Origin of the sequence: Rhodococcus sp. A14, assembly GCF_011603105.1 — a bacterium.
In the GTDB taxonomy this organism is placed as follows: domain Bacteria; phylum Actinomycetota; class Actinomycetes; order Mycobacteriales; family Mycobacteriaceae; genus Rhodococcus_F; species Rhodococcus_F opacus.
The window spans coordinates 1-16,180 of sequence record NZ_JAAOQS010000161.1 but is presented as its reverse complement, the minus strand read 5'-3'; the positions used below and the strand labels follow the sequence as shown (position 1 = coordinate 16,180).

The following is a 16,180-nucleotide window of genomic DNA, read 5'->3' as shown; positions in this document are numbered from 1 at the left end:
CGAATTCGTAGGTGTAGTCGGTGATGACGACGAAGACCTGGTCGTTGCCGATCGCGGCGATCCCCTGCAGGATATGCAGCACACCGCTGGTGACCAGCAAGATCGCGGCAACGATCATCGTGTCGGCTGCGATCTCCTGGCGGACGGTCGACTTGTCGGTCACGACGATTCACCTCTCGGGACGCCGATGTTGTAGCCCGTTCTCAGTGTGCACCGCTCACCAGGCGTTTGATCCGCGATTGCGCGCATTTCAATCAGACAGAGGTTCTGGAGTCGGGTCCCGAGGAGGTGAATGAACTCGAAATGGCGCATCGGGGTGCGGTGCGCTTCGGTGATGACGATGCGCGTCAACAGCCTTCGGTGGTGTGTCGGCAGGTCGAGCACGGCGGTGAAGGAACCCGGTCGCAGTGTCCGGTGTTGCCGATCGGCTCCGTTGCCGGTCGGCAGGATTTGGGTCACCGCCCAGGCGGCGGTGTAGTCGTCGTGTTCCTCGCGTTCCCGCCGGGACGTGGGTGAGCAGACGTGCGAGCAGCCCGCCCGCCGGGAGAATCCGGACCGAGTGCACGTCGATGCCGTGTCCACCCGTGGATCGGGGTGTCATGAGTCCGTCGGCGGTGCGCGCCGTGCGAGGTCGTCAGGTGGCCAGCCGGGCTGCTCTACGGGCTCGAGCTGCAGGCCGCGCGCCGTGCCCGCGACGATGCCGCCCGGCTCGCCACCTGACACTTCGAGGACAGCGGGTTGGCCATGTCTGACAGCGATGATGAGCGGGCGGACGAAGAGTGGAACTACCGCGCTCGCCACGAAACGGAAACCCAACGGCTCGACCGCAACTGGGCGGCGCTGCTCCAGGAACTGCGGGTCGTGCAGACCGGAGTGCAACTGCTCACCGGGTTCCTGTTGACGTTGCCGTTCCAGCAGCGCTTCGTGGACCTGACGGACTTCGAGGTCGGTGTCTACCTCGTTACGGTCGCCCTGTCGGTCCTGTCGACGATGCTGCTGGTCGCACCTGCCGGAATTCATCGCGCGCTGTTTCGCCAGCATGCCCTTCCCGCGCTGGTGTCCACCTCGCACAAGCTGGCGGTCTGCGGCATCGCCACACTCGGTGGGGCGCTCGTCGGGGTCGTGCTGCTCATCTTCAGCTTCGTCGTGTCGCCGAGGGTCGGCCTGGTCGCGGCCGCGGTAGCAGCGGTCATCTTCTGCGGGCTGTCCCTGCTGGCCACGGTCCTGCGATTGCGGCACCGCATCGACGACGAACCCCCCACCCGTGGCTAGCGCCGAAACGCCGCCAGGGCCCCAACACGGCGGGGAACGACGTCGCGCACCTTCCCGTGCACGACCTGCTCGATGCTCTCCCGGGCCAGGTCCGGATACCGGACGTCGAGGCGATCGATGACTTTGTCGACGTGCAGCAGCTCTTCATCGCATCATGAAAATCCGCCGCCCGGCCAGTAGCCGGGCCGACGAATCGACCCCTCGCTCGCGTCTGCCTCGCTCCCTATCACTCCCAGGGACGCCGGGTGGGTCGAGAACCTGCATTCTGCTCCGCGTCGTCCGACGGCCGAGCGGGCCCTCTTCGCCTACCACCCAGTTCCGGGCCCTTTCCACACCCCACGAACAACGCCGGTAAGCACTTCTCACACCCGTCCGGTGCGGGGGTCGTCTACTGCCGGCGCGGGTGACGGGTCTGGGTGATCCATTCGCTAGAGGTGAGCCTGGATCCATTCGGTGGTCCCGCGCCGAGGGCGCGGGGACGAGTAATCGACTGGGACATCCGACTTCATTGCACTGCGGGCTGTGGGTGATGTCAGAGAGCGACCGAGACGCGACCTGCACCGTGCCCTCGGCCGGTGCTTCGTCAAGGGGGACCGGGCGTGTCTTCGCCCGTTACCGGCGGAGAACTGTGTACTCGTCCAACCAGCGACGCCCGCCGCTTTTGCGCCTGGTGAAGGTGGGGACGTAGCGGTGACTATCCAGCATCCGGCTCGAACAAAACCGCACCCCAGTAATGTGAGGTACCTCATACTTCAAACTTCGGTGGACCTGTCGGGTCCCGGACAACCGCTCGGAAAGGGCAGCAGCATGTCAGTCGTAGTTCGTCACCACGCAGCGGGGATGACCAAAGATCAGTACTCGGTGATCGCCGACGTCACTTTGAGTGACCTCCAATCGGCGAAGGGATTCGTCGCCCACTACGCCTTCCTCGAAGGTGACGGCCTCACCGTCTCCGAAATTTGGGACACCCAGGCTGATCACGACGCGTTCTTCGACGAGCACATCAAGCCGAAGCTTCCCCAGGAGATACCCACCCCGGTGGTGTTCGAGGTCCTGGGCGCCACCACCGCCAGGACCATGGTCGGGGGTGCCGCGCACACCGCCAGACATGCCGTTGGAGTTCTCGGGGGAGCAGCCGGAGGCGCGTGGTCCTGGACGCGCAGCAAACTGGGAGACCTGGCGCACAGATCGGAGAAGGGCGAAGCCGGTGCGGTCGAACCCGCGGGCACGACCACTCCCGCGTCGGCGCCGCCAGAGGCACCGCCCGCAAAGGGAGTCGCCGCCGGCAAAGCAACAGGAGACACCCTCGGCAAAGCGAAGGCCAAGCCGGCGCCGTCCACCGGCAAGTCCGGCGGCACCTCCATATAGCGGTGCACTCAGATCCCCACCGGCAGTGCTCTCCCGGCGAGAAGATCGAACTGTTGTCGGCGCAAACGGCGCAAACGGTAAGCGGCCGAGGATCTTCCTCGTCACGGGTGAACGGTGGTCCCCACGACGGTCCGTTCTAGCCAATGCGGTACCGGCATACCGACGAATGACACTCTGCGAAGATCCCGCAGCGCACCCAACCGACGAGGAATTCAACGCCGAGATGGCCAGAATCCTGGCCTCCTGACCGGAATCCACTGAGTGGACGGAGCACCCACCATGGACAGTTTCTTGGAGTTCTTCTGGTTCGTCGTCGTCTTTTTCCTGTTCGTGGCCTACCTGAGGGTGTTGTTTGAGGTCATCACTGACCTGTTCCGGGATCACCAGATGTCCGGGTGGCTCAAGGCGTTGTGGCTCGTGTTTCTGTTCCTGATCCCGTTCCTGTCGGCGCTGATCTACCTCATCGTGCGCAACGAGGGCATGACCGAACGGTCCACGGCGGCCTTCGGGCAGGTCAAACAGGCCCAGGACACCCACATCCGCGAGGTCGCGGGCAAATCCCCGGCCCAGCAGATCGCCGACGCCAAGGCGCTGCTCGATTTGGGAGCGATCACGCCCCAGGAGTTCGAGGCCCTCAAGAGCAAAGCACTGACCTAGCAACGCCGCGGCCTCGACGGGCGGTGGCTACGTCGTGGGCGGGACACCCCTGGCGCACCGAGTCGGCCCACGGGCACGCAGAGACGTCTCCATTCATGCACCCGGATGCCGGCGAGCGGCGCGAGACCCGGTGCGGCGGAAGCGACATGCGCTCACCGGACTGCACGCCTGATGCGTTGCGGGGAGAGGTCCCTACCGCCTCCGCAATTTCGGTGATTCCCGCCCGGCTGATCCCGACCCCGGTGGACGGTGGGTGATGCGATGATGAGGCATGCGCCGCCATCGTTGGCCGGCTCTCGCGCCGCCTCCCGACCGGGGCCTTCGCATGCACGCGCCGATGCCGATCGCGGCCGAGGCAGACCTGACCCTGGAATTGTCCACGGTCACCGCGTTCGCGTCCGGGCTGCTGTTGCAACTTGCGCTACGGGTCACCGGCATTCGCGCCGACTTCGCCCGCTACGAAACCCGTTCCCTGACCGACCCGCACGACTGGTCGGCGCGGTGGTCCTATCTGACGGTGCTGGTCCGCGTCGACGACCTCGACGGCCCCGCCGACCCGCTCCTCCGGAGCGAACCCCCCGCCAGGGAATCCGGTCCGTATCGGACGACGCCGCTGTACTGGATCGGCGCCTACCCGCGGACCGGGTCACTGACCGTCACCACCAACTGGAGCGAGATCGGACTCCATCCCACCTCGATCATCGTCGCTCTCGGCCCCAGCCCGTTCCCCACCGCCTCCGAATCCGGTGCAGGAAGGTAGCGGTCCGCCACTGCCGCAACTCGGCCCGACCGGCGACCACCAACTCGTCCCGATCATCAGCGGGCGACCCGCCGCCGCAGGTGCACCGAAGGCCCGGCCGAGCATCCAGAGTCGATTCCTGTCACCCGGCGTGTACCGAGCGTGCGGTCCCCGGCGTGGACCACGCAAACCGCCGGGCAATGGGACCCGAAAACGTGTTGCTACCAGCCCGGCCGGGCGGACAATAGGTGGCATGGACGACCGTGAAGAACATGAGATAGACGTCGTCCGAACCCGACTGATCGAGCGCTATCCCGACCTCGACCCGGTGGTTGTCGAGGGCGTGATCGTGGCCGCGCTCGGACGGCTCGACGGATGCCGCGTCCGGGACTTCGTCCCGCTTCTGGTCGAACGGGCGGCCACGCGCACACTCGGTGCCACACTTCGGGGTCCGCTAACGCCTGCGGCACCGGTGCTCACCCCCGAAGTTCCCGCCCCTCAAGTCACGATCAGGATCCGGGGAGTGCGGCGGATTTTCGTCCGGCGCTCACCACGCCTGTCGTAACCGGCGACCAGAGAGGGCGAGGCCCGGGAGCGGGAAACCGGAGACGGCGGCCGTCCACCACACCCGAATGAAGGTGATTCCCATCGCTCGATAAGACCGGAGGGTCTGACTACCACGGTGGGGGCGCATGCCGTCATCTCGCCGCTCGTCCGGGGTCGGCGTCGAGGGGTTCGGGTCCGAGCCGGCCCGCCGGACCATCATGCGTTCGGCAGCAGCAATGATTCTGTCCGCTGATTTCTCGCGCGCGGGGTCACGGTGCCGGAATCCGGGTTCTCCCGTGAACGGAGCACGCGGCGGCGGACAATCGTCGTACCGATAAATCGAAGCTTCGGGGAGGACCGGCCATGTCCGATCGCAGCGTGGGGGAGGGCCCAGCGTCCGAGTACCCCTCGACCAAACACAGTTTCGCAGCCGGCACGTCCATGTTCGCGGCCATCATCATGGTCACCGTCGGATTCATCCAGTTCTGCCAGGGCATCGCCGCGGTCGCCGAAGACGAAGTGTTCGTCCGCGGGATCGACTACGTCTACAAGTTCGACCTCACCACCTGGGGCTGGATCCACCTCGTCCTCGGCGCCCTCGTCGCGATCGTCGGCCTCGCCCTGTTCACCGGCGCCGGGTGGGCGAGGGTGTCGGCCGTCATCGTCGCCGCGATCTCGATTCTGGCGAACTTCCTGTGGCTGCCCTACTACCCGGCGTGGTCACTGCTGATCATCGCCCTCGACGTCGTCGTCATCTGGGCGGTCTCGACGTGGAACCCGGACCAGGATCTGAGAGACGGGAACTTCCGCAGTACCGGCACTCCCACACGGTAACCCCGAAGAGCGATCTCCCGTGCGGATCGCCCAGCAGGTCGGAAGTCAGTTGTGGATGCACCAGGATGACGCCTATGCGGATCAAGTTTCACGAACAGCTCGACGACCTGACCAACCGGCTGGCGCTGATGTGTCACCTGGCCGGTGAAGCCATCGAGTCTGCCACCGACGCCCTGGTCCGGGCCGATCTTCCGCTGGCCGAGCGGGTTTTCGATCTCACCGAGCAGATCGAGCGGTTACACGGTCCGTGTGAGGAGCAGGCGATGGCGTTGTTGGCGTTGCAGGCCCCCGTCGCCCGGGACCTGCGCCAGGTCGTCACCGGGGTGCATCTGGTGTCGGATCTGAGCCGAATGGGCGGGCTGGCGCAGCATGTGGCCGAGAGCGTGCGCCGCCGGCACCCGAACCACGTCACGTCCGGGGAGACAGAAGAAATCCTGAACCGGATGGGGCGAGCGGCGACCGCGCTGGCCGGCCTCGCCGAACAGGTCCTGCGCACACATGATCCCGAGCTGGCCACCGAGCTCGGCAGACGCGACGACGAGCTCGACGAGCTGCACCGACGACTGCTCACCCTGATCGAAGACCCGACCTGGCCCGGCAGCATCCCGGCCGCGGTCGATGCCACCTTGTTGGGGCGTTTCTACGAACGTTTCGGTGACCACACCGTCGTGGTCGGGCGCCGGGTCATCTTCCTCGTCACCGGCGAACAGCTGAACCAGTAGGAACCAGTAGGCGGGCACACTCGGGAGACTTGGCCTCGCGGGACGCCCGAGTTGTCCGACCCGCGCGGTCGCCCCACCCTCGTCGACAGCACATGTGACCAGCCGATACGCGGTATTGCGGTGCCCGCTGGGCGCGCGTAGATTGAGATGTGCGGATCGAGAGGTAGTCGGTAACGGTGAAACTCGAGAAGCAGAGATCCGGCCGAGAATGTGAAAACATTCCCGGCCGAACCCCTGTCTGGGGGTCCCCTCAGTTTCCGGTGTCGGCGCCCGGGGATTCGCGCACCCTTCCGCAGATGACCGGCCCGCACGCGAATCCTTCCGCAGATGACCGGCCCGCACGCGAACCTTCGGTGGGCGCCGTCTCAGTGTCGAAGGCAAGGGGACGGTAGTCATCGATCAGGTGGCAGCCAGAGGCGTCGCCTGGCGACCGTCTTCATCCGTTCGACCAACTCGGGACGCAAAGGAGACGGCGGGACTGTTCGAGTGGGCTCTGAGCCGGTCGAAGAATTTCCCGCGCGTCCATGCCGAAGTCGGCCATGATTGCTTCTGCGGGCCCACCGTGGGCGGACACCGGAGTTCGAAGGCCAGCATCCGATTGCGTTTCCCTCAGACACCCGGATCTCCTTCCCGTACGGCTAAGAGCTGATGGAAAGAGCGGATTTGACGCCGGCGCCGCACACGGCCCGAACGGACAACTCACCCGATCCGAGGCGCAGGTCAGCACCCGGGAACGTTCGCGCCCTTCCCTGCGGGCGCGCAGCGCACCGCCAGTTGGGGACGCTGCGACGGACAATCGTCGTGCCCGGTCGCACCGTTCCCGCTGCGGTGAGGCGGGCCCCGTCGGGACCTGTCCTGTGACAGCGTCACCACAGCCCGTGCCGGGCGTTACGATCGGACCATGGGACTGGGCGCCGTGGCGCGAGCGCTGATTCGGGCCGCCTACCGGCTCGTTCGTTTCCCGTTCCACCTGGTCGACGACGTGGTGCTGCCGGCGATCTTTGACGAGCAGGCGCCGGTGCGGCGGGCGTACGGGAAGTTCTCCTCGACTGCGACGCCGCCGCACCGTACCTTCTCGCCGACGACACGGCGACGGTCCATGCCGCCTTCCACGACGCGATCGCCCGCCATCCCAGTAGCATCCACACCGAATCCGACGTCGTGATGTTGCACCACCGGGCCCGCTTTCGAGAACGCCGCGGCGCTACCCACCCGCCCGGAAACTCGACGACCCGGCCGCCCCGGTAACCGCCGGGACTGAGCAAGTGATGACGGAAACCGATCCTTTTCGACACCGGCTCTGACCGGCGAATTCGGCACGTCGGAAGGGTCGACAACGCGTGTCGAGAAACTATGTCGAAAACCCTGCTCGAGGTATTGCCGACACATGCTGATCGGCTACGCACGGGTCTCCGGCGCAGACCACAACCTCGACCACCAGGTCGATGCACTGCGGCGCGCCGGTCTGGCCGCCGAGCACATCCACATCGACCACGCGAGCGGCACGAAAGCCTCACGGCCACAACTCGATCTGTGGCTACAGCGGCTACGCGGCGACGACGTCCTGGTGATCACCCGGCTGGACCGGCTCGGACGGCCGATGCTGCCCCTGATCACCCTCGGCGCCGACCTACGCGATGCGGCATCGGCCTGAAGGTCCTCGAGCAGGGCATCGACACCGCCACCGCAGAGGGCCGCGCCATGTTCGGGATGCTGTCGGTCCTGGCCGAGTACCGGCGCGAGCTGATCGCGGCCAACACCCGCGACGGGCTGGCCGCCGCCCGTGCCCGCGGCCGCAAGGGCGGCGGGCCCTCGAAGCTCAGCTCGGACCAGATCGAACTCGCCCAACGGTTGTACGACGCAGGCGATCACACCGTCGCGCAGATCGCCGACATGCTGAAAGTGCCGCGCACCACGGTGTATGGGCATCTGAACAAGCGAAGGGTGGACATCGCGCCGGTCACGCAGGAGATCACCGTTGTCGTTGACCCGCCCGCGTCTACGTCTCGCACGTGTCCGACCTGCGGATACGAGCCGACCACGCGTGCCGAGGCAGCGCACCGACGTGCCGATCTCGCGGTGGCCTGGCTCCACGCCGATCCCGACCTCGCGGAACGGTTATCAGCCGACATCACTGTCGGCATTGCGAACCCGGGCAACCGGCATTCGGCATTGCCTGCAGCATCTGCGGTGGCGGGCCCATCCTCGCCGACGCGCTCACCGAGCAGGCGGAGAACGGCAACGTGACCGATCCGGTTCAACGATGGCTTATTGCAGCCGGATGGACGGTCACACCGGATCTGTTATGCCCGGGCCACGCATGAGATGCCGCGGACTGAACGGATACCTGAGACGACCAGCGGTAATGACTCAGGAGTCACGGAACGATGCAGTAACGAGGGCTTATCCACGAGGACGGCATCGGTAGGGGAGAGGAGTACCCATGGATTCCTGGGTGTGGTTCATACCCATTCCGGACGAATGGCGGTACGCGCTGATCGAGCTGCAACGGCAGTGGATGGGACTGAGCTGACCCACGTGCTACGGGTGGAGGAATACGGCACCTTTCGAATACCGCACACCACCAGTCTTTTGGATCAAGCGCGATGGCCGACAAGGGTGGTGCGGCCGCACCGGTACGCGCTGGCGATCGAACGCGGCCGCCCGCTGACTGATGACGAGGTCGCGTTGCACGAAGTGTGCGACAACCCGATCTGTGTGCGGGCGTCGTCGGAAGCGTTGGGTCGTCCGCATGTCGTGCTCGGCACGCAAGCACAGAATCTCGCCGGGATGGGCGCGAAGGGGCGCGGCGGCGGCCGCGGGCAGACATGGCATTTGTACGGGCCCGATCGGGCGGCACGCGCAGCGCGGTCGCGGGCATTGCGCGAAGCGGTACGTGGCGGGGTGGGACGACGAGGCCGTACAGGCGGCGTTCCTGCACACCGACACACCGACCTTGTTCTGAAAACAGAAGAATCGGCAACACGATTCGCCCGGCCTGACGGTAAACGTTAGGCCGGTGAAAGGGGAAGCAAGGCTAGCCGCTCTGCTTCTAGTTGGGGGTGCGATATTGCTCCGATGACAGGTTGGTACGTGGGGTGCTCGCGGTATGCGCCTGGACCATCCGCCGCATCGCCCAGCAGGACCGGCCGAATACGGCGGGGAGGTCTGGCCCACCGAATCGCTTCCCGAATTCATCGCCGCCCCTGCACCGGCGAAGGTTGCGCTGTGGGACCGTCCTCGGCGACTCTGAGTAGATGAGGGAGGACGCCGCGGGGGGCAGGGAAGCCGGCACGGACCCGGTCGACGCCGCACGGCGAGCGCTCGCTTCCGTGGGTACGTTCCTGATGCCGGCGGCAGACCTGAGGCGATCCATCGGTGCCGACGCCGATCCCTGGGTTCGGTTCTCCGCGCATTGGGAGGAGCTTGCGCCCGACCCGTACGCGGCAGAACAGGGCGTGCACCGGCTGCGGCGCTACGGCCGGTTCCGGTACCGGTCGGTCGACGGCGCGCTGGAGCCGACGGCGCACGGTGAATTCGTACAGCCTGACGACTCCAACCTTCTCTACCTCGGACGAGACCGCCATTTCGAACCGCTGACAGCCGCGTTCCTCGAAGATCCGCTGTTCGAGCGCACGGTGAAGCTGGTGGGCCGGATCGCGCCGGTCCTCGACGACGCTCCCGAATGGACGGTCTGCGTGCATCCGTTCCGCGTGATCGCATCGGCTGACAACGAGGGCCGGCCCACGCCCGAGGGCGTGCACCGCGACGGTGTCACGCTGGTCGGTTCCCTGTTGATCGGCGTCGACAATGCCGTCGGGGGCGAAAGCTCGGTGTTCGGCCCGGACGGCGAACGACTCGTGACGGCGACCCCGCGCGAACCCGGCACCTTCCTCCTGGGCGACGACCGTTGCACCTGGCACGGTGTCTCGCCGATCCGACCCGTCGACCGCGGTGAGCCGGCCCGGAGGGACGTGCTGGTAGTCACCTTCACACCGTCGGCTTCTTGCGGCGGGCCATGAGCACGAAGGCCGCCACCGCCACAGCGACGGGCAGGACGCTGACGGTCAGCATGGTGAGTCGCACCGCGTCGGCGAAGTCCGCTCCGAGGTCGAGACCGCCCACCTGCCGAAGCAGGTTCGGGTCGTACCCGGCGCCACCGAGGCTCTGCGCCACCGAACTGCGCGCGGCATCCACGGCTTGCTCGCCCTGGGTCGCCGTCAGTCCGCGTGCCTCGGTGTCGGCCAGCCATTCGCGCTGGAAGAACACGTTGAGAAGCAGCAGGTACACGGTGGGTCCGAACGCATAGCCGGTCATCCCGAAGGCCAACTGCACGGAAGCCACCGTTCCGGACTGCCCGCTGGGCGCCTGGGAGAGCACCGTCTCGGACACCGATGTGGACGTCACCATCGAGCCCAGGTTGTACAGCCACACGGCCGAGACGAGCAGCCACAGCGCCATCGTCGGGTCGACTGTGCCCGCCATCAGCAGTCCGGCGGCTGCCATGAACAGGAGGCCGACGACCATCACCGGTCTCGGCGAGAACTTCCCCACCAGGCTCCCGGACAAGACCACGAAGCCGGCAATCAGCAGCGTGCCGGGGAGGAACAACAGGCCGATGGTCTCCGGCGACAGCGCGAGCACGACACTGCCGAACTGCCCCAGGACGATGCCGAGTCCGGCCATGAGGAAATTCAGCGTGAAGGTCGCGGCCAGAGCCACGCTGAAGGGCCGGCTTCCGAACAGAGCCAGGTCCAGTGCCGGTTCGGCGGTGCGGCGTTCGTGGCGAACGAAAAGCACGGCGGCGACCACGCTGACAGCCAGCGGCAGCCATGTCTCGGGCCGGAACATGCCGTTCTGCGCGGCTGCCAGTCCGATGACGAGTGCCAGGAGCGCCGTACCGACCAGGGCGACGCCGGCCACGTCCAGCCGAGCGCGATGCTGAACGGGCGTCTCCGGGACGTACCTCGCCGTCAGCAGAAGCGAGATCACGGCGAGCAGCGGTGCGACCAGAAACACGACTCGCCAGCCGACGGCCGCCACCGCCCAGCCCGTGAGCGCCGGGAGTACCCCACAGAGAACCATCTCGACGGCCACGAAAACGCCGATGGCCGTCGGCCGCTGCTTGTCCGTCACGGAAGCCTTGAGCAGGGCCAGCGGCACGCCGAGCAGCGCCGTCATTCCCAATCCGTCCAAGACTCGCATCGCAAACAGAAAGGTGTAGTTGGGCGAAAGCATGGAGAGCAGGTTGGCGACCGTGACGACGACCAGTCCCGACATCAGCAAGCGTCGAAGCCCGAACGCGTCGCCGAGGTTGCCCGCGGCGAGGACGGCGGCGGCCATCACCAGCGTCGCCATGCCGCCCAGCAATCCGCCGAACTGCGGTGGCACATCGAGGGCCCGGCTCACCTGCGGCAGATTCAGGCTCAGCACCAGCGGGTCGACGACCGTGATCGTGAAGGCGAAGGACAGGGCCAGGATGATCGGCAGGGTCCTCAGGTCGGCCTGCAACCGAGACGTAGGCACCGCCCACCTCCCCTGCTCCCACATCCGACGTGATCGACTCTAGCCTCCGGCTTCCGCATCCCGTCCGAGGTTCGGAGGACCGAACCGACTGCCCGACCCAGTGGCTCGTGGTGGATGCGAGAGACCGCCGTCGTCGAGGATCTAACCGAGATGCTGGCCACCGACGCGTTGCGCGCGGTCGTGGGGGCTACGCCGGGACGGCGTGTCCGAGAGGGTGCAGTCGACGAGCCAATGTAAGTCGACATCAGGTCGACGTCCGAGGCGACGAACCACACCCGATCCTGGGGCCACCACAGATCCGGCCCGCACGACCCCAACGTGCGCACGGCATCGCGCACGGTGCCGCGCGCGAGGTAGTTTTCCCGGAACGGAATATGGACGGCGCGGCCCGGGATGAGGCAGGTTCATGCCATGACCGGCGCGGCCTTACCAGAAGCCGAACCAGCAGTCGTCCGGAGTAGTGGTGTTGCACGAGGACATCGGCCAGCGCCGCGAACTGTTCTTCCGGCATGTCCCCTTCGTCGGGTTCTTAGTTCCAGACGGTTCCGCTGCCGTCACCGACACCGTGATGCATGCCGGCCTGTAGCAACGAGCCCCACTCGACGGTCTGGTGACGCCGCCGGTATGGGCGGCAACTTCCGCCCATCGCACCGGGACTCGCTCGCCAGGGTCGGGGTCGATCCGTGCGGCGGGATGCAGTACGCGCGAATACAGGGTGTAGATCGGTGGCACGAGCGATCCGACCGTGTACTCGAACCGCGACAGCGCCTGGGCGATCCAGTCGCCGGTCCATCCCCTCGCGCCGCTCCGACCCTCCGCGCCTGGTCGATCACCTCGAGCCTGGTATGTCACCCGGTCGGAAGTAACCACAGAGCTCGCTGCCGGATGTTTCGGGCCGGATTGAGCAGTCCCTGGTCCACATCGAGGGCTGCTCTACGTGGCGGAGTGATCGGGACACCGCAGTGCAGGCGTGGTGTCCCAGCCGGCATCGGTCAGCCACCGGAGAGTCGAATCGGGAAGCGAACCGATCTCCATGTGTGCGGCGGACGGACCGGTGAGGATGGGGCCGTCACCACAGATGGTGCAGGCGATGTCGCCGGCGGGCTGATCGGGTTCGCAATGCCGACAGTGGTGTCTGATGGTCAGCTGTCCTGGCCGGTCCGGATCCAGGTGGAGCCAATCCACGGCGAGGTCAGCGCGTTGATGCGCGGCCTCGGCGCGAGTGGTGGGCTCGTGCCCGCATGTCGGGCAGATGCGGGAGGACCGAACTGGCGGCGAGGGTTCGGGCGGCGTTGTGGGCTGAGACCGGCGGGCCTTCTTATCCAGATGCCCATACACCGTGGTGCGCGGCACTTTCAGCATGGCGGCGATCTGGGCGACGGTGTGCTCTCCTGCGTCGTACAACTGTTGGGTGAGTTCGATCTGATCTGGACCGAGCTTCGAGGGCCGGACACCCTTGCGGCCGCGGGCGCGGGCGCGGGCGGCGGCCAGCCCGTCGCGGGTGTTGGCCGCGATCAGCTCGCGCTGGAACTCGGCCAGGACCGACAGTATCCCGAACATGGCGCGGCCCTTTGCGGTGGCGGTGTCGATGCCCTGCTCGAGGACCTTCAGGCCGATGCCGCATCGCGTAGGTCGGCGCCGAGGGTGATCAGGGGCGAAGACCTCCCGGCCCCAACTCGACCTGGCACTGCAGCGGCTACGCGGCGACGACGTCTCGGTGATCACCCGGCTGGACCGGCTCGGGCGGTCGATGCTGCGATTTACGACAGACCTGTCCCGTCTCGTTGATGCTGGGGCAGTGAGGTTGCTGCAGATCCGCATTGATGCCCGTTCACGGCGTTTCCACAGTCCCGTAGTGCTCGTTGTCGGGATGCGAAGAATACGTCGGGATCAGCGATGCGGCAACGGGCATGAAAACGCCAGTGCCAGTGCCTTTCTGTGGGTAGGTCGGGTCCGGTGGATACACGGGCGCGGGGCACCGTCGTTTGTCGTTTTCCTCAGAAGGTCAGTGGTCGCAGAGTCTGAACGAGATTCTGGGCGATGTCCGTCGCTATGGGTCACACCTTGCGCAAGGTTTCCGAGGGAAGGACGCCGTATCGCTCACGGTAGGCGGCGGCGAATCGGGGCACGTGGTTGAAACCCCATTTGTATGCGATGTCGCGGACAGACCGTCCTTGGGCGGGATCGGTTGTCGCCAGGTCTTCGTGGGCGCGGGCCAGTCGTACTTGGCGGAGGTAGGCCATCGGTGTGATGCCAAGTGATCGCCGGGTGATGGGTGATCGCTGGTGGTCAGTGACGGTTGTTCTCGTCGACCCAGTAGGTGAAGGTGTACCGGCTGATCCCGGGCGAATCGGTCGTCAAGACCGTCTGCAGGGACAGATCGGACCAGGCGCGGACGCCCTGGGCCCGCAACTGTGCGACCGCCCTCTTCTCCGCATCCTCACGGGCCGCGCCGGGCGGCAACTCCAGTGACATTCGTTCGATTCCCACCGGGAACACACTATGGCAGCGATATGCGCGCACGTTCCTCGCCGGTTTCCATACGACTGCGCACACGATTCGGCATCGTGTGGAGGTGTTGGCCGTGGGCGTCAGGTTTCGGTTCGGACCTGCGGCGTGACAGCCCGAAAGTGTCAACTAGGACTGGTGGACAACAGTATTCGTGTAGAAGTCGGGAGGCGATCTGCCGAGTTCGGGTTCGCCGATGGTCTGCGTCGTGTCCGGGCAGCGAAGGGGGGCGGCGTCGAGGATGCGTGCGCAGACGTAGACGAACGAGGTAGGCGACGGGCGACTCGCTCCGAGGGGTGACACGTCAGCCGATGCTCGCCGCGTTAAAGGTGCGAACAGCGGCGGTGACACGGTTGATGTGTTGTGGTGCAGCCAAGCGCAGCCCCCGCCAACGATGTAGATCAGCTGGCAGGGGCGCTACACGGACAACCTGCACGTAGTAACGAGCAGCGCACAATTGATCTTCGTGAGCCGGCGCAGGGAAGTCCAGGGAGTGTGAGCCATGCCATTGCACTTTCTCCGCAACCTGAATTACCGACCGGTAAGTGCGATTTCACGTCTTCTTTCACTGTGTGCGATCCGCTGGCAGTCTCTCGGTCACGGGTCGGCGCGAGCCGGCGACCGAGGGTGGTACCGCCGGACCCGATGAGTTCTGCTTCGCCACAACAGTGCCGGCGGAGTTCGGCATCGAGTGATTGAGCGACGAGCTTGTATCGTCCACTGGTTGTTCTGTGCTGCAGCGTGTCCGGGCCTTTTCGTAACTGTTCTGTGCAATCGAGGATGTGTGGCGAGCCGCTCACTTGCCGTGGACTCAGACCACCAATTGCCCGGTCGGTTCACTGCTGGCGGGCTGGTCGGCAAGCCTCGCACGATTTGCGCGGTGCAGCGAAATGCCTGGGCGGCATGGCTCGGATGCCGATTGTGTGACGTAGAACACAGCTAAATCTGTGGGAGAAGGCTGGTGCTCGGGGGCGTTCGGTTGCAACCCTAGGTCGAGACCCAAAGCGGACCCAATTTCGCGTATGGGTATAGGTATTTCGGCCACTGTGCAGGTGTCGAAGTCGGTCCAAAGTGGCTGGTACGCGTCGTCGACGTGGCAGTCGAGAAATTATCTGCACGTGAGAGAAGAGTTGTCATGGCACGAATCGCCGAAAACTTGGGTATGAGTCTGCTGAATACGTTGCGGGTCGGGGTGGCTGGCACCGTTCTGTATGCCGGTCTGATCATGGGCGTGGTTGTGGTGGCGGTGTGGAAATTCCCGATGCCCGGCGTGTAGGCCCGCGGCGACCCATGGTCCTGCGCCGATGCCGGCGAGTGAAACTGCCAACGGACACGTCAGACTCCTTGTAGGCGGTCAGTTCGCTCCGGTTGGGCGGACACGGTTTCTCCGGATCAGTGGACACGAGAATTCCGGGTGGGCGGCCAACGAAACAGCTGATTGACACGCTGGCGTAAATACCGGACGGGGTTCCTTCGCCCGAGTTGGCTTGGTTTGCCGCGCAAACCAACCGACCGAAGGAACCCCATGACCAAGTGTGCCAGGGAAGTGATGGAGATCTTGGAAGCCTACGACCTGACCCAGTGTGCGCATTCGGCGGCGCAGCTGGTCGGGTGTGACGAGAAGACGGTGGCCAGGTATGTCGCGCTCCGCGACGCCGGCCGCGACCCGGCCGAGCGTGAGCGCCGCGCACGCTCGATCGACCCGTTCCTCGGGAAGATCGAGGAGCTGGTGGAGGCCTCACAGGGCCGGATCCGGGCGGACGTGGTGCACGACAAGCTCACCGCGATGGGCTTCGACGGCACCGACCGCACCACCCGCCGCGCGGTCGCCGAGCTCAAGGCGACCTACCGGGCCGGGCACCGCCGAAAGTATCGGCCCTGGGTGTGTTGACTGAACTACCGGAGTGTGGGTTCGTGTTCTTCGAGCTGGTCGCTGTGAGGCCCGGCTATGTTGCCTGACCATGTCTGAATCACGAGATGGAAATCGGAATCTGGAGTCGTTGAGGGT

General features: G+C 65.9%; 19 protein-coding genes and 1 pseudogene. 14 read left to right on the top strand and 6 right to left on the bottom strand.

Translation table 11 applies throughout. The annotated features are described in order from the left end of the window. Positions 1-744: 744 nt before the first annotated feature. The 7 genes from G9373_RS42320 to phoU all read left to right on the top strand — a co-directional run bounded on the left by G9373_RS42320 (position 745) and on the right by phoU (position 6,138). Positions 745-1,272, top strand: a complete 528-nt coding sequence (locus G9373_RS42320; protein ID WP_167120867.1) for a DUF6328 family protein — start codon at positions 745-747, stop codon at positions 1,270-1,272. Positions 1,273-2,112: 840 nt separating this feature from the next. Further along, the gene (locus tag G9373_RS42315) at positions 2,113-2,640 is read left to right on the top strand and encodes a hypothetical protein (RefSeq protein ID WP_240961065.1); all 528 of its coding nucleotides are present in this window, start codon (positions 2,113-2,115) and stop codon (positions 2,638-2,640) included. A 279-nt stretch (positions 2,641-2,919) separates the two neighbouring features. Further along, on the top strand, positions 2,920-3,297 hold the full coding sequence (locus G9373_RS42310) for a PLD nuclease N-terminal domain-containing protein (RefSeq protein WP_167120873.1): 378 nt from the start codon (positions 2,920-2,922) through the stop codon (positions 3,295-3,297). Positions 3,298-3,568: 271 nt separating this feature from the next. Then, positions 3,569-4,057 (top strand): hypothetical protein, encoded by a 489-nt coding sequence (locus G9373_RS42305; RefSeq protein ID WP_167120862.1) that lies wholly within the window; start codon positions 3,569-3,571, stop codon positions 4,055-4,057. Positions 4,058-4,289: 232 nt separating this feature from the next. Further along, a complete protein-coding gene (locus tag G9373_RS42300) occupies positions 4,290-4,601 on the top strand; it encodes a hypothetical protein (RefSeq protein ID WP_167120860.1) in 312 nt (103 codons plus the stop codon). Between the two features lie 422 nt (positions 4,602-5,023). Continuing rightward, on the top strand, positions 5,024-5,416 hold the full coding sequence (locus G9373_RS42295) for a hypothetical protein (RefSeq protein ID WP_167120871.1): 393 nt from the start codon (positions 5,024-5,026) through the stop codon (positions 5,414-5,416). 74 nt (positions 5,417-5,490) lie between these two features. Further along, a complete protein-coding gene (phoU, locus tag G9373_RS42290; RefSeq protein ID WP_167120858.1) occupies positions 5,491-6,138 on the top strand; it encodes a phosphate signaling complex protein PhoU in 648 nt (215 codons plus the stop codon). A gap of 942 nt (positions 6,139-7,080) precedes the next feature. On the opposite strand, the gene G9373_RS42285 is transcribed toward phoU, so the two are convergent. Then, entirely contained in the window at positions 7,081-7,269 is a 189-nt protein-coding gene (locus G9373_RS42285) for a hypothetical protein (protein ID WP_167120856.1), read from the bottom strand. A gap of 256 nt (positions 7,270-7,525) precedes the next feature. Here G9373_RS42285 and G9373_RS47305 point away from each other — a divergent pair, with 256 nt between their 5' ends. The 3 genes from G9373_RS47305 to G9373_RS42275 all read left to right on the top strand — a co-directional run bounded on the left by G9373_RS47305 (position 7,526) and on the right by G9373_RS42275 (position 10,160). Continuing rightward, a complete protein-coding gene (locus G9373_RS47305; protein WP_277346747.1) occupies positions 7,526-7,792 on the top strand; it encodes a recombinase family protein in 267 nt (88 codons plus the stop codon). A 47-nt stretch (positions 7,793-7,839) separates the two neighbouring features. Next, positions 7,840-8,385, top strand: coding sequence for a helix-turn-helix domain-containing protein (locus G9373_RS47300; RefSeq protein ID WP_277346746.1), 546 nt, complete (start codon positions 7,840-7,842; stop codon positions 8,383-8,385). A 1,010-nt stretch (positions 8,386-9,395) separates the two neighbouring features. Next, on the top strand, positions 9,396-10,160 hold the full coding sequence (locus tag G9373_RS42275) for a 2OG-Fe dioxygenase family protein (protein WP_167120854.1): 765 nt from the start codon (positions 9,396-9,398) through the stop codon (positions 10,158-10,160). On the opposite strand, the gene G9373_RS42270 is transcribed toward G9373_RS42275, so the two are convergent. Further along, the gene (locus G9373_RS42270) at positions 10,129-11,649 is read right to left on the bottom strand and encodes an MFS transporter (RefSeq protein WP_167120869.1); all 1,521 of its coding nucleotides are present in this window, start codon (positions 11,647-11,649) and stop codon (positions 10,129-10,131) included. The two genes, G9373_RS42275 and G9373_RS42270, sit on opposite strands and share 32 nt — an antisense overlap. 478 nt (positions 11,650-12,127) lie before the next feature. Here G9373_RS42270 and G9373_RS48010 point away from each other — a divergent pair, with 478 nt between their 5' ends. Beyond that, entirely contained in the window at positions 12,128-12,250 is a 123-nt protein-coding gene (locus G9373_RS48010) for a hypothetical protein (RefSeq protein WP_277346745.1), read from the top strand. 347 nt (positions 12,251-12,597) lie between these two features. On the opposite strand, the gene G9373_RS42265 is transcribed toward G9373_RS48010, so the two are convergent. Beyond that, the gene (locus tag G9373_RS42265; protein WP_317613040.1) at positions 12,598-13,389 is read right to left on the bottom strand and encodes a recombinase family protein; all 792 of its coding nucleotides are present in this window, start codon (positions 13,387-13,389) and stop codon (positions 12,598-12,600) included. On the opposite strand from G9373_RS42265, the gene G9373_RS48435 reads away from it, so the two are divergent. Further along, entirely contained in the window at positions 13,346-13,801 is a 456-nt protein-coding gene (locus tag G9373_RS48435) for a hypothetical protein (RefSeq protein ID WP_346842920.1), read from the top strand. The genes G9373_RS42265 and G9373_RS48435 overlap by 44 nt on opposite strands. Here the strand turns inward: G9373_RS48435 and G9373_RS42260 are convergent. From G9373_RS42260 to G9373_RS42250, 3 genes are all read right to left on the bottom strand, one after another. Continuing rightward, positions 13,722-13,937 carry a helix-turn-helix transcriptional regulator gene (locus G9373_RS42260; RefSeq protein ID WP_346842919.1) on the bottom strand — a complete coding sequence of 72 codons (216 nt, stop codon included), beginning with the start codon at positions 13,935-13,937 and terminating at the stop codon, positions 13,722-13,724. The genes G9373_RS48435 and G9373_RS42260 overlap by 80 nt on opposite strands. Positions 13,938-13,953: 16 nt before the next feature. After that, positions 13,954-14,154: a hypothetical protein gene (locus G9373_RS42255; RefSeq protein WP_167120849.1), complete on the bottom strand. Its 201-nt coding sequence runs from the start codon at positions 14,152-14,154 to the stop codon at positions 13,954-13,956. Between the two features lie 147 nt (positions 14,155-14,301). Further along, positions 14,302-14,475, bottom strand: coding sequence for a hypothetical protein (locus G9373_RS42250; protein ID WP_167120848.1), 174 nt, complete (start codon positions 14,473-14,475; stop codon positions 14,302-14,304). An 832-nt stretch (positions 14,476-15,307) separates the two neighbouring features. Between G9373_RS42250 and G9373_RS42245 the strand changes: the two genes are divergently transcribed. Together G9373_RS42245 and G9373_RS42240 are read left to right on the top strand one after the other, a co-directional pair. Next, the gene (locus G9373_RS42245) at positions 15,308-15,448 is read left to right on the top strand and encodes a hypothetical protein (protein ID WP_167120845.1); all 141 of its coding nucleotides are present in this window, start codon (positions 15,308-15,310) and stop codon (positions 15,446-15,448) included. Positions 15,449-15,697: 249 nt separating this feature from the next. Continuing rightward, a pseudogene (locus G9373_RS42240) lies at positions 15,698-16,057 on the top strand (IS21 family transposase); the annotation flags it as partial. Positions 16,058-16,180: the final 123 nt, after the last annotated feature.

Excerpts from the sequence above, each read along its gene's own strand:
- G9373_RS42320 (WP_167120867.1), top strand. The coding sequence starts at position 745 with ATGTCTGACAGCGATGATGAGCGGGCGGACGAAGAGTGGAACTACCGC.
- G9373_RS42315 (WP_240961065.1), top strand. The coding sequence starts at position 2,113 with ATGACCAAAGATCAGTACTCGGTGATCGCCGACGTCACTTTGAGTGAC.
- G9373_RS42310 (WP_167120873.1), top strand. The coding sequence starts at position 2,920 with ATGGACAGTTTCTTGGAGTTCTTCTGGTTCGTCGTCGTCTTTTTCCTG.
- G9373_RS42305 (WP_167120862.1), top strand. The coding sequence starts at position 3,569 with ATGCGCCGCCATCGTTGGCCGGCTCTCGCGCCGCCTCCCGACCGGGGC.
- G9373_RS42300 (WP_167120860.1), top strand. The coding sequence starts at position 4,290 with ATGGACGACCGTGAAGAACATGAGATAGACGTCGTCCGAACCCGACTG.
- G9373_RS42295 (WP_167120871.1), top strand. The coding sequence starts at position 5,024 with ATGTTCGCGGCCATCATCATGGTCACCGTCGGATTCATCCAGTTCTGC.
- phoU (WP_167120858.1), top strand. The coding sequence starts at position 5,491 with ATGCGGATCAAGTTTCACGAACAGCTCGACGACCTGACCAACCGGCTG.
- G9373_RS42285 (WP_167120856.1), bottom strand. The coding sequence starts at position 7,269 with ATGGCGGGCGATCGCGTCGTGGAAGGCGGCATGGACCGTCGCCGTGTC.
- G9373_RS47305 (WP_277346747.1), top strand. The coding sequence starts at position 7,526 with ATGCTGATCGGCTACGCACGGGTCTCCGGCGCAGACCACAACCTCGAC.
- G9373_RS47300 (WP_277346746.1), top strand. The coding sequence starts at position 7,840 with ATGTTCGGGATGCTGTCGGTCCTGGCCGAGTACCGGCGCGAGCTGATC.
- G9373_RS42275 (WP_167120854.1), top strand. The coding sequence starts at position 9,396 with ATGAGGGAGGACGCCGCGGGGGGCAGGGAAGCCGGCACGGACCCGGTC.
- G9373_RS42245 (WP_167120845.1), top strand. The coding sequence starts at position 15,308 with ATGGCACGAATCGCCGAAAACTTGGGTATGAGTCTGCTGAATACGTTG.